Raw genomic sequence first — 10568 nt, forward strand, 5'->3', positions numbered from 1 at the left:
TTACATATCTGTAAATTTTGATATGGTCGCTTCTATTTGTCTTGAAATATCATAGCAATCTAAAAATTCTGCTATTCTCTGGCATTCTTTCATTTCTTTTAAACCTCTAGCATTACCTTGTAAATAATTAAAATGTGATTTTAAAAATTTTAATTGTAATCGTTCAAATATATCCTGTTCTAATATATTTAAATTATCCAATTTTCTTATGAAACTAGCCGCTACTCTTTCTTCTCCTCTATTCAAAAGTTCACTTGCTAAGTTTAAAAGTATACGATACACTCTTCTACGATTTTCTTCTATTCCATTATAAAATTGTGTCCTGCTAACTAACTCGGTTCCTAATAATTCTAGTGCTCTTGTACTTAAAGCCCGAGAGCAGGTACCTAGAATCCATAACTCATAGAAACACCACTCATTAATTGACATTAAATAATCAGCTATAATCTGTTTTTCAGTATCTGGAATAGTTATATTTGAATCACACTTGTTAATCATTGAATGAAAAACTGCAATTAAGACACGGTCGGACTTACTGTTATGTTTTAAAACTTTCTTCTCATACTCTTGAATTTTCCTTTGAAGATAGCTAATATTACGGTTCTCTAAAGCATGGCGCAACTCTAATGAAAGGCGTACATCTTCATCTTGAAAGTAAGAACTATAAAAAGTTGAAAACTCTCCCTGTAGAATATCCATTCTTCCTAAACAATAAAAAAAAATATCTACTGATAGGTTACTTTTCCCATTTTCAAATCGTGATAATTGGGCAGGAGTAACAAAATCACCTGCTACCTCTTTGAGAGACATATTTTTCGATTCTCGAATAATTTTAAAAACTTTTCCATATTTCCCCATTACAATCACCTTGTATTACATTTAAGTAACTTTTTTTAAATCTTACTAAAAATAGTTTATCATATTTTTTGAAAATAAATAAATAATGGAGAAAACAAATGAAAAAATTCATGACTTCACTAGTATTAGCAATTATGATATTTAATAGCTCTTCAACTTTACCAAACAAAAATTTACAATCAGATTATAATCATAAATCAACAATTAAACCACCCTCAAAAGAGTATAAGACACGAAGCATCGAGGGGAATTTGAGTTGGTAAAAATGATAAATACTCCCAAACGAATCTTCTATTCTCTTTTTTTCAATGATTTATTGTCTGACTTTGGAGACACTCTCTATTATTTGGCACTAATGAACTATATTCTCTTGCTACCAGATAATAATATTGCTTTGTCAATTGTCACCCTATCGGAAACAATTCCTATTCTATTTAAAATAGTTATGGGGCATTTTGCTGATAAAACTGCTAGAAAAATCAATATTATTATCCTTACACAAGTCTTTCGATTCTTCTTATATATTATAGTCGGAATAGTTGTTTCTTTTAAGCCTGCACTCTGGATTATCATTATTGTCTCTTTTTTAAATATATTATCTGACTTAGCTGGACAGTTAGAGAATAGTTTGTATCTTCCTATTGAAATGCAGTTAATTGATGAAAGTGATAGGGAAAAAGTCTTTGCTTCAACACAAAGTATTTCTTCAACTCTAAATATCATATTCAAACTCAGTGGAGCAGCGCTAGTAACTTGGATTAGCTATCAAACATTAGCATTTGTTAATTCATTGACATTTTTAGCCTGTGTTTTATTTATGTTATTTATAAAATCACAACTAGAATCCATTATTAAAGCTTCTGACTACACTGAAATAAATCCCAATCAAAATTTACTAACAGCTATCAGAGAAGCTGTTACAGAAATCAAAAGTATCCCAAGTTTAGCAGAATTCTTAATTGTTATCTCTTGTATTAATGGACTATTCTCAATTACCACTCCATTAATCGTATCTACTATTTCTCAAAACAAGGATTTTATTATCGTAAATTCAGCCGCTACTATATCATTTTCTGGGGTGGTCATAGCGGTTAGTAGTATTTTAGGCATTATTGCATCAACAACTTTATTAGATAAAATTTCTTTAAAGTATATTCTTTACATTGCAGTAGCATTGTTACCAATACTTTTTGCCACTTTTATTTTACAAAATATTTGGCTCTGCTACCTTTTGTTATTTATTTTAGGAACCACAAGCGGTTCAATAAATCCAAAGTTTTATGGTTTTCTTATGAGTAACCTATCCCCTCAAAAGATCGGTATTTTAACTGGAAGTATTGGTATGATTATTCAACTTGGGATTATCATCTCTCAACTATCTTTTTCAATGTTAGTAATCCCTGCTTCTACAACGACTATTAGTTGGATATATTTAGTAATATCAGCATTATTAATCATTTATTTATTTCAACAATATAATATAAAAAAACAAAAAGGTACTTTATAAATGTCATCACTCTTAGAATTACAAAAAATAACGAAACAGTATGGAAACCAAAATGCAGTTGACCAAGTCTCTTTTAAAATAAAAAAAGGAGAAATTTGCGGACTTGTTGGAGAGAATGGGGCAGGAAAAACAACTCTCCTTAGAGTTTTGTCAGGTCTAATTAGGCAATCATCAGGATCAATTCATAAATCGACTAACTATCGAGTCGGAGCTTTAATTGAATCTCCTGCGTTACAACCTAATCTTCCTGCTTTTGAAAACTTAAAATACATGAGTTTACAACTTAATCTACAGATGAGTGACGATGCCATTTTAAATATACTTAATCGTGTCGGATTAGGCACTGTTGATCCTAAAAAGAAATCAAAGAATTTCTCTCTGGGAATGCGTCAACGCTTGGCAATCGCTTTAGCAATTCTAGACAATCCTGACTTTCTCATTCTTGACGAACCTATCAATGGATTAGATCCTGTTGGAATCAAAGAAATGAGAAATATCATTTTAAATCTTAGGGATGACCATCACATGACAATACTGATTTCAAGTCATATTTTATCAGAGCTAGAATTGGTGGTGGATAGATATATTATCATGCACAACGGGAAAGTGATTAAAGAACTTCCAAAACAGCTACTTCAACAAGAATTGGAAGAACAAATTTATCTCAAAACTTCAACAATCCCTAAAACAATTGAGGTTTTTAAAAAACATGGAATTTCCTACACAGAAGTTGGCGAATATCTCGCCTTGTCCACTGATATAGACACTATGGTCATTGTGCACTATCTCATTGAAAATAACATAGACCTACAAGAGATTTTTTCTAGAAAAATTTCTTTTGAGAACTATTATCTAAAATTAATCAGCAAAGGAGAAACGCATGATTCATTATCTTAAAGCGGACCTTTACAAAGTCTATAAGGAACGAAAACTAACCATCTCCATTACTATCCTATTGCTACTTTCTCTGCTCTCAGCATTTCTATTTCATGGAAATAACTCTGTAGATTATAGTTCTACTCTGATCCAATTATTATCTCAATTTATTACACTCTTCTTTATTGTCCCTACAAATATTTTCTTTGGAGAAGATTTTTCTCATCGTACAATCAATAACATTATGATTAAACAACAACAAAGAAGAAGAATTTTTGTATATAAGGTTTCTGCAACAGTCAGTTTAAATCTAATATATGTTGCATTGGCTTATACCAGTTCAAGTCTGTTTAGAGTAATACTAGGAGGGGAAATTGATTCTTCTTTAATCTATAGAATATTTGTTCACCAACTTCCTCTGTTTCTTTGTATATCATTACTTTGTATCCTATTATTTATTATGCTAAGTAGAGTTAATCAAGCCTATCTTGCCTACATTCTAATTAGTCTTCTATTCGATAATATTGTACGTCTCATAGGAACAAACATAGTAAAACTAGAGCTATCCACAGAATATTTTTTATTTCTATCCTTACAAAACGCAGAGATAATATCTACACTAACACTCTTTATTAGTTTCATTTTTAGCCTAGTATATTTCATTTTTAGTTATTCTATTTTTAATAAAAAAGAACTAAATTAAACTATTTTAAAAAATACGATTTGAAATTAATAAACACCTATTTCATTCCGAAAAAGCCAAATTTCAATTCCAAGTTAGCAAGCTCGTAGAAACTCCTTAGGAGATTTCTAGTCTAATATTTTTTTAGGATAGTTATTTATCCAATTTTCAATGAAAGCGACCTTTTTCTGGGTCGCTTTCTTAGTACCTTTTGGTAACAATCTTGTGATGAGTCTATTGTAGTTCTCATTCATTCCTCTTTCCCATGAAGCGTAGGGATGTGGGTAGTAGATGTTTTCTTCAGGAAACACTAACGACAGCCTATTAAACTCTGTACCATTATCTGCAGTAATAGATCGTTGAGACAGGAACTGGAATCCCTTTGACTTTGACAATTATTTCTAGAGAATAATTTTGTTTCATATAGTGTAGAATCTTATCCTTGGTCTCGACAAGACGAACAGATCTCTGCCGTTTCCTCTCATAGCTACCTTGTGCGTAGTCAGCTTGTTAAACCAATTCAAATTTACCCTTACGAATTAGTTGTCCAACAAGTCCACGTTTGAGTTCGTTATGAATGTTTTGAGGTGTTTTACCTAACAAGCCAGCGATAGCTCTATTAGACTTCCCTTCTGATTTCCATTTCTCGATGAGGTATCGCTCAGCTATTGTCAAATGTTTTACTTTTGGGGTATAATGTTCTTGCATCTCAAAGTATCCTATCTTGTGTTTGTGGTGAACTACAAGTATATCTCTTTGAGATGTTTTTTCATACTCTCAGCTGGCTAACTTCATTTTAGAACTTTCTTTCTGAAAATGATTCTTTTTCTGAAAGACATACAAAAAGAGACAGCCAGCGTATACTACACTGACTGCCACTAGGAGATTATGAAAAAGAAAAAATTTAGGATTATTTGTAGTATATAAGTGTGACCTTAAATCCAACTTAACTCATCTTTTGTCATTTACGTTATCTTAAATAATAAAACGAGATTCAATGTGTTTTTTTCAGCTTCATCGTTTAAGACATCTAACAGTTGATAGTATTCTTTAATACTGTCATATCCTTTATCATACATTGAAAATCCTAAATATTGTTTCGCTTCATCTACCTTTCCACTCCTAAACAACTCTAGATCATAATCAATTAAGAAATTTACAGGTATAATATTCTGTTCATCATATAATATCTTGTTCTTCACATTGGTATCCACAAAGTTAATTATATCATCACCCTTTAAATTATACTCCATAGATAACGTAAGAATTCTGTATGACGCAGAACTTTCCCTAGCATTGAATTTCTTAAGTAATTCACCAAACTCTGCATTCATCTTATAAAAATTTCTTATTGTTAACTGAATTAAAACTTCTTCGTCACTGTAATCTTCAAACATAGCTAACATTTGTTCATTCGTAAAATATCTCTCCTTCATTATATCTTTATTATCTCCAAGGTATAAGTAGTACTCTACATACTCTTTTTTTACATACTCTTTTATCTCAGAGTATACAGAGAAAAATCTGTCAATCGCAAAATAAATTGTTATTGATATTGAGAAGATGCTTGAAAAGTCGTTTGAAAGATTACTATTTACTAAAGATATAACAAACGCCACTAAGTACACTAGTATTTTCGCAATTATTTCTCGTGTCTTATTTGTAGAAAAGTTCTGTTGACCGATTCGTACTGTAATAATAGTTGTTAAAATAGTTGCAATTCCTATCGGTAAAGATAATAAAACAGAAAGAATTTTAGCAATAAATATTATCGCAAACAACATTAGAAGGATGCTGCTCGAACGAACTTCCTTTACAGCTTTCAATTTTCCAACAAACAATGGTTTGAAAAACAGTAAGATATTTACGACAAATAGGTATATATCACCTGTTCCTATTCGAGGTATGGAGACGAGAAAGAGTATCAGCAATATTAGGAATATAATCTTTATATCAGAGTAGAGAATTAAGCTTGAAATAGAAAATGCAAGTCCTTTTAATATCTCATTTAAAAGAGTTTCTTTTTTTAAAACTTGTATGGTTAAGTACAAAATTATTAATACTATTCCACCTTTGAGCAAAGCAGGGATAAATCCGTCTATTGCATACGAATGAGATAATTTAAAACCATAATTAATTATTTCTTCATTTGGAAAATAAAATATATTAGGGAAGGTTCCCTCGATAAACTTATCAATAAGCTCATTAAGATTTTGTGCCACTGCCATGATATAAGGTCCAATTATATAAATAAGTGGAAGGAATAGTTTATATATAGTAGTAAAAATTGTACTTGCTACAACAATAATTTGACCTAATAATACTAAAGCAAAAATATCTTTTTTCCTTATATCACCTTTTGAGACTCGTAATATTTTATTCGTGGTTATCTGAAAAAAAGTTGTTGTTCTCAAATTTATCAAAATTCATATTCATCTGCTCCTTTTAATTATGTTTATGTCCTACATACTGAAACGTCCTAACATTCTTATTATCGGATTCCAAAACAACTTGAAATTGAAAACAGTGGTCTCGTCCATCAACTGACTTTTCCTTATTGAGTTTAAAGTAGTCTTTATGAGACAATGCCATGGAAAGCAGGATATCATCAATGATAAAAGTCAAGGGTGTTCCATCAGCTGAGTAACGGTAAAAATCTTCTTCAAACTTGATATAACTCTCTGAAAAATAGTCTATCTGTAACTTATCTTTGTAAAGTTCTTTCCTATTCATCATCTACTCCTCCTTCCACTAGGTGAATGGCTAAAATATGTTTGACCTCGATAAGATGATATTTATCCCTTGATTTGACCACAATCTCATCTTTTGATAGTTCTGTCACCTGTCCTTGATAGGTGACTTTTTGCTTGTCTGCTTTGACGATGAATTGCCCTTTAAGTTGTCCTGCATAGAGTTGTGAGATAAGGGGCAGCTTATCCAGTAAGCTAAGTTCTTCTGAAAAGATTACCTTTATGCTTTTCCTCATCTAATGATGTGGTGTGTTCAGATAGGAAAAAAGCCCATCCATTTCATCATACCACGGTCTTGATGGTCTCTAGCAGATTGAAAAGGTAAATAGCTTCTATCTATCATTAGCTTAGCCCATCCAATCCACCTGCTGAATGTCCACCGACTAGCTTGCTTCTGGCAATAACCCGTGAACCTTCTGATAAGGCATTTGCTTTCAAAACCGAGGTAAATCCAAATTGTTGTCTGATGGTATCAATGGCTGATTGGAGCCTTTCTTCTTTTTCGATTTGTTCCACATCATCAAAAAAGGATAATAGCCCGAATGATTCGTCTACTAACTGAGAATAATAGACGCTAATACTTCTAACTGCCCTGAACTATACTTCTTATGAAAGAGGGCTAGCACATGGTTCTTCAAGGTTCCTGTTTGATTGGTTGGTTCAACCTTCATCTGAGCATGAATACTCTTCTTGCCTTCACTCCGAGAATAACCTACGCCAATAGAGACACAAGTCGTCTTCTTGCCTACTTTTCTGAGACGGACGGCTACCTGCTCTGCCATTTCCGAAAGGACTATCTCAATCTCCCTTTGTCTAACATAGTCCCTTGGTAATACCTGAGAATTGCCTATACCATTAGATTTTGGTTTATAAGGTTTATGGACGTTACTTTCGTCAATACCATTGGCATGAAAGAACAGGTCAATACCATTGACTCCTAAACGAGCCTTGAGGACATCAGGGTTACTATTGGCTAGTTCTTTGATAGACATAATCCCCAGAACATTGAGACGTTTTTTCATACGACTGCCAATTCCCCAAAAATCTGTCATTTCCTGAATACCCCAAACCTTAGTTTCTACGTCTTCATAAGACCAATTGGCACGCATGTTTTTTGTCTTCTTGGCTTCATTATCCAACGCCAGCTTAGCCAAAAGTGGGTTACTGTTGGACATGCCTACCGTTGAATAAACTCCTGTCTGTCGGAAAATATCATGCTGAATCCTAGTACCTATCATGTCCAACTTGTCTTTGCGATTGATATTCTCATCAGGAACAAAGTACTTTAACGATGATGTGAGGTCAATAAATCCCTCATCGATTGAATAAGGGAGGATGTCATCTGGGCTGGCGTAGTTTTGGAAAATGTGCTGGATTTCCATGTTCTTCTCGATATATAATCCATGCGAGGCGGAACGATATGAGTAATCCTAGCCCACTCCTCGATAAAGTGGATATAGTCAAGCGTAATCGGTAGACCTTGTCTGCGCGCAACGTAATAGTTAAACTTCCTGGTCTTAATGTCAAAAGGCAAGTCATAAGAACGGCTGACGTTGTTCTTTCCAAACACTTTCTTGAACATTGGCGAAGAAGCCAATATCAAGCCGTTAGCATTCTCTAATCTACTCATGACACAAAGAGAAGTTTTCAAGGGATGGAGTCCACGCTCCACACACTCAACGCTGGCATAGAAGGATTTCATATCCACAAAAGCTATGTCGCTCTTTGGTTCTCGTGAATAATCAAAATAGCCCATACTTAGTCCTCCAATGGCATGAAGTGACCAACAATCTTCCCAACTACTCGTGGGTTCTCATCGAATGGCGCAAACTTGTCAGGATAATCCTTATTGATTGACACCAAACGTAGCCCTTCTTTCTCACGATAGACTTTCTTGATGTAAGTCTGCGAATCCCAGACGACAGCATAAACTGCTCCGTCATAATCGAAACCAGTCTCTCTGATAAGAGCCACTTCTCCGTTTTGATAAGTTGGTTCCATCGAGTTCCCGTCAATCCAAGAGGCAAAATCATGTGGCAATTCTTCATTGTAATAAACAACATCATAGTCCAGGTCTCCATAAACGGAGGCACCAATACCAGCGGAAAGTTTCTCGTAAACATGATACTCTGAGCGCTTCTCAGCGATACTAATAACCTTCTGTGACGATACCAGGTCACGAACGTAGGTAATAGCTTTTTTTTGATTTGACTCTGTTAGTTGCTTATAGAGGGATGAAATTTCATCTTCACTCAGATATCCTTCTGGAACCCTTAAAACTTTCTCCAACTTGGCAATATTAGCTTTAGTCGGTTTCGACAAGCCCTTTTCCCACTTGAAGTAAGCCTGCTTTGAAACGCCGATGCATTCAGCTAATTCTTGTTGCTCTAAGCCCAGTTCTTCTCGCTTTTGTTGTAACTTATCAGGTTGATACATAACTACCTCTTTTCTAATAGGAGTATTGTTTTAGCTCTTAATTTAGCTTGCTTTGCTGTTAGCTTATCTGTACGCCAGGCATAGCCTACCGACTGCCCAAAGTCATACTCTAACCAAACACCAATATCATCTTCTTGTTCCAACTCCTTGCGAAAGCTATTTTCTAGCAACTCGGGAAACTCTGTACTTACCACAAAACAACACTCTCTCAGTCGATTCAGAACTTTAGCAAGCACGTTCTCTTCCACCGCTCTGTACTCGTCTTCAATCTCAGTATGAACTTCTTCAAAAAGATTAAGGACAGCATTGCTCTGACCCATTTGGTATTGGAAAATAGCTGAGCTTACTTCTTGATTATCTCGTTTCAAACGATAGCGGAATATATCTTGTAATCGAAATTTCAAGGCTTCTGCTGATACAGATAACTCTGTCATGACCTGCTTGAAACTATCCAAGCGATAATAGATTTTCGACAGCAAGACAATATCAGGCATAAGGATATAAGCAGAGAAAAGGTTTGCTTCGCTTTCTTCAACTGTATCTTTTTTACCACTTAATTGTGTAAACTGCTTACCAGAATGTCCTAACATATAGTGACCTAGTTCATGGCATTTGGTGAAGTTCTGCTTTACTTGTGGATTCTGGCTTTCATAGGAAATTGAAATACCGTCTTCGTCAATCATGGTAAGACCTTCAATCTTCCGATTGGTAAAGTGATGCTCCATCACCTTGATATTAAACTTTTGAATAGAATCATCGAAATAATAATGAAAGCGATAATTCAGAGGCGAAACCTGATTATCCTTCATGAATTGATATAGTTGGTCTCTTGCAATTTGGGTTACTCTTGTATAAACATCCTTCACAATGTACCTCCTCACAAATCTATCAGTCAACTATTTGGTTGACTAAAATTATATAAAAAAAGTGGACGAATGTCCACTAAAAATTAGTTTAACAACTAACACATCTTTCTTGCAACTAGATTGAAATCCTATCATTAACACGTTTGTAATACGATTCCTGTAAAATAAATTCCATCTAGGAGGAAACACTTATGAAAAAATTACTTAGCCTTATTACGCTTGCTTTTACTACTATCGTCCTAGTCGCTTGCTCAAGTATACCCAACATGGACGGAGAATACTATGAAATTGGCGACTTTGGGACTGACCTGGTCATCACCATCAAGGGGGACAAAGGTACTGTCGATGCCGAAGGTTCAACTAGTAGCATGACTATTGACACTGACACACAAACCTTTGAGATTTCAGAGTTCGTCAATCCAACAGTCAAATACAAATATAAAGATGATGTTATCACCGCTAATATTACTGGTTCAGAACGTCAATACTTCAAAAAGGGTAGTGAAGCTTATAATGAAGAGCTTGAGAAGTTTAATGTGATAGAAGAAGAATAGAATAAGCTCAGAGATTTTCTATGGGCTTATTTCTTAGAG

9 protein-coding genes and 3 pseudogenes are annotated in these 10568 nt (G+C 34.1%); 4 read left to right on the forward strand and 8 right to left on the reverse strand.

Annotation, left to right across the window (positions count from 1 at the left end; translation table 11 throughout):
• The gene (locus tag K5J94_RS09380; protein WP_221913029.1) at positions 1-858 is read right to left on the reverse strand and encodes an Rgg/GadR/MutR family transcriptional regulator; all 858 of its coding nucleotides are present in this window, start codon (positions 856-858) and stop codon (positions 1-3) included.
• Positions 859-1123: 265 nt separating this feature from the next.
• On the opposite strand from K5J94_RS09380, the gene K5J94_RS09385 reads away from it, so the two are divergent.
• From K5J94_RS09385 to K5J94_RS09395, 3 genes are read left to right on the forward strand one after another with little or no spacing between them, the layout of a single operon-like run.
• A complete protein-coding gene (locus tag K5J94_RS09385) occupies positions 1124-2365 on the forward strand; it encodes an MFS transporter (protein ID WP_231700389.1) in 1242 nt (413 codons plus the stop codon).
• Positions 2366-3262, forward strand: a complete 897-nt coding sequence (locus K5J94_RS09390; RefSeq protein WP_221913032.1) for an ATP-binding cassette domain-containing protein — start codon at positions 2366-2368, stop codon at positions 3260-3262.
• On the forward strand, positions 3246-3944 hold the full coding sequence (locus K5J94_RS09395; RefSeq protein WP_221913034.1) for an ABC transporter permease: 699 nt from the start codon (positions 3246-3248) through the stop codon (positions 3942-3944). The genes K5J94_RS09390 and K5J94_RS09395 overlap by 17 nt, the downstream gene beginning before the upstream one ends.
• Before the next feature lie 107 nt (positions 3945-4051).
• On the opposite strand, the pseudogene K5J94_RS09400 reads toward K5J94_RS09395, so the two are convergent.
• From K5J94_RS09400 to K5J94_RS09430, 7 genes and pseudogenes are all read right to left on the reverse strand, one after another.
• Positions 4052-4631: pseudogene (locus K5J94_RS09400) on the reverse strand (transposase).
• Positions 4632-4888: 257 nt separating this feature from the next.
• On the reverse strand, positions 4889-6337 hold the full coding sequence (locus K5J94_RS09405; RefSeq protein ID WP_221913036.1) for a hypothetical protein: 1449 nt from the start codon (positions 6335-6337) through the stop codon (positions 4889-4891).
• Positions 6338-6368: 31 nt separating this feature from the next.
• On the reverse strand, positions 6369-6656 hold the full coding sequence (locus tag K5J94_RS09410; RefSeq protein WP_221913823.1) for a DUF5960 family protein: 288 nt from the start codon (positions 6654-6656) through the stop codon (positions 6369-6371).
• Positions 6649-7016, reverse strand: a pseudogene (locus K5J94_RS09415) (hypothetical protein). The gene K5J94_RS09410 and the pseudogene K5J94_RS09415 overlap by 8 nt, the downstream one beginning before the upstream one ends.
• Positions 7016-8429, reverse strand: a pseudogene (locus K5J94_RS09420) (Y-family DNA polymerase). The pseudogenes K5J94_RS09415 and K5J94_RS09420 overlap by 1 nt, the downstream one beginning before the upstream one ends.
• Positions 8430-8431: 2 nt before the next feature.
• A complete protein-coding gene (locus tag K5J94_RS09425; RefSeq protein WP_221913038.1) occupies positions 8432-9109 on the reverse strand; it encodes a LexA family transcriptional regulator in 678 nt (225 codons plus the stop codon).
• Between the two features lie 2 nt (positions 9110-9111).
• Positions 9112-9975, reverse strand: a complete 864-nt coding sequence (locus K5J94_RS09430; RefSeq protein WP_221913040.1) for an ImmA/IrrE family metallo-endopeptidase — start codon at positions 9973-9975, stop codon at positions 9112-9114.
• 191 nt (positions 9976-10166) lie between these two features.
• Between K5J94_RS09430 and K5J94_RS09435 the strand changes: the two genes are divergently transcribed.
• Positions 10167-10529 carry a hypothetical protein gene (locus K5J94_RS09435; RefSeq protein WP_221913042.1) on the forward strand — a complete coding sequence of 121 codons (363 nt, stop codon included), beginning with the start codon at positions 10167-10169 and terminating at the stop codon, positions 10527-10529.
• Positions 10530-10568 lie beyond the last annotated feature (39 nt).

Origin of the sequence: Streptococcus halichoeri (genome assembly GCF_019774635.1) — a bacterium.
GTDB lineage: Bacteria > Bacillota > Bacilli > Lactobacillales > Streptococcaceae > Streptococcus > Streptococcus halichoeri.

What these genes read in the sequence shown, in the direction of transcription:
- K5J94_RS09385 (WP_231700389.1), top strand. Translation starts at nt 1,124, where the DNA reads ATGATAAATACTCCCAAACGAATCTTCTATTCTCTTTTTTTCAATGAT.
- K5J94_RS09425 (WP_221913038.1), bottom strand. Translation starts at nt 9,109, where the DNA reads ATGTATCAACCTGATAAGTTACAACAAAAGCGAGAAGAACTGGGCTTA.
- K5J94_RS09380 (WP_221913029.1), bottom strand. Translation starts at nt 858, where the DNA reads ATGGGGAAATATGGAAAAGTTTTTAAAATTATTCGAGAATCGAAAAAT.
- K5J94_RS09390 (WP_221913032.1), top strand. Translation starts at nt 2,366, where the DNA reads ATGTCATCACTCTTAGAATTACAAAAAATAACGAAACAGTATGGAAAC.
- K5J94_RS09395 (WP_221913034.1), top strand. Translation starts at nt 3,246, where the DNA reads ATGATTCATTATCTTAAAGCGGACCTTTACAAAGTCTATAAGGAACGA.
- K5J94_RS09435 (WP_221913042.1), top strand. Translation starts at nt 10,167, where the DNA reads ATGAAAAAATTACTTAGCCTTATTACGCTTGCTTTTACTACTATCGTC.
- K5J94_RS09410 (WP_221913823.1), bottom strand. Translation starts at nt 6,656, where the DNA reads ATGAATAGGAAAGAACTTTACAAAGATAAGTTACAGATAGACTATTTT.